The organism is Citrobacter sp. wls711, assembly GCF_005281055.1.
Taxonomy (GTDB): Bacteria; Pseudomonadota; Gammaproteobacteria; order Enterobacterales; family Enterobacteriaceae; genus Citrobacter; species Citrobacter gillenii.
Genome location: NZ_SZXC01000014.1, coordinates 1 through 201 on the forward strand (window position 1 = coordinate 1; position 201 = coordinate 201).

The following is a 201-nucleotide window of genomic DNA, read 5'->3' on the forward strand; positions in this document are numbered from 1 at the left end:
TTGGTCTGCGAGAAAGCGTTTCTGAATCTGGTTTTTTCCAGTTAGGGGATTTCCAGTTTGTATGGGGGCGCGGTTCAACGGGCAGCAACGGTATAGGCAATGTTCAGTTTCCACATGCTTTTGTTGGCACACCATATCTGGTTGCACCGTCAGATATTTCTTCAGGTCCTGAAGGGGTGAATGCTGTCGGGTGGGATTTAT

At 48.3% G+C, this 201-nt stretch carries 1 protein-coding gene; it reads left to right on the forward strand.

Features of this window, described 5'->3' with window-relative positions; all coding sequences use genetic code 11:
* Positions 1-201: hypothetical protein (locus tag FDW98_RS23485; protein WP_212726258.1), on the forward strand; the 201-nt coding region annotated here is incomplete at both ends.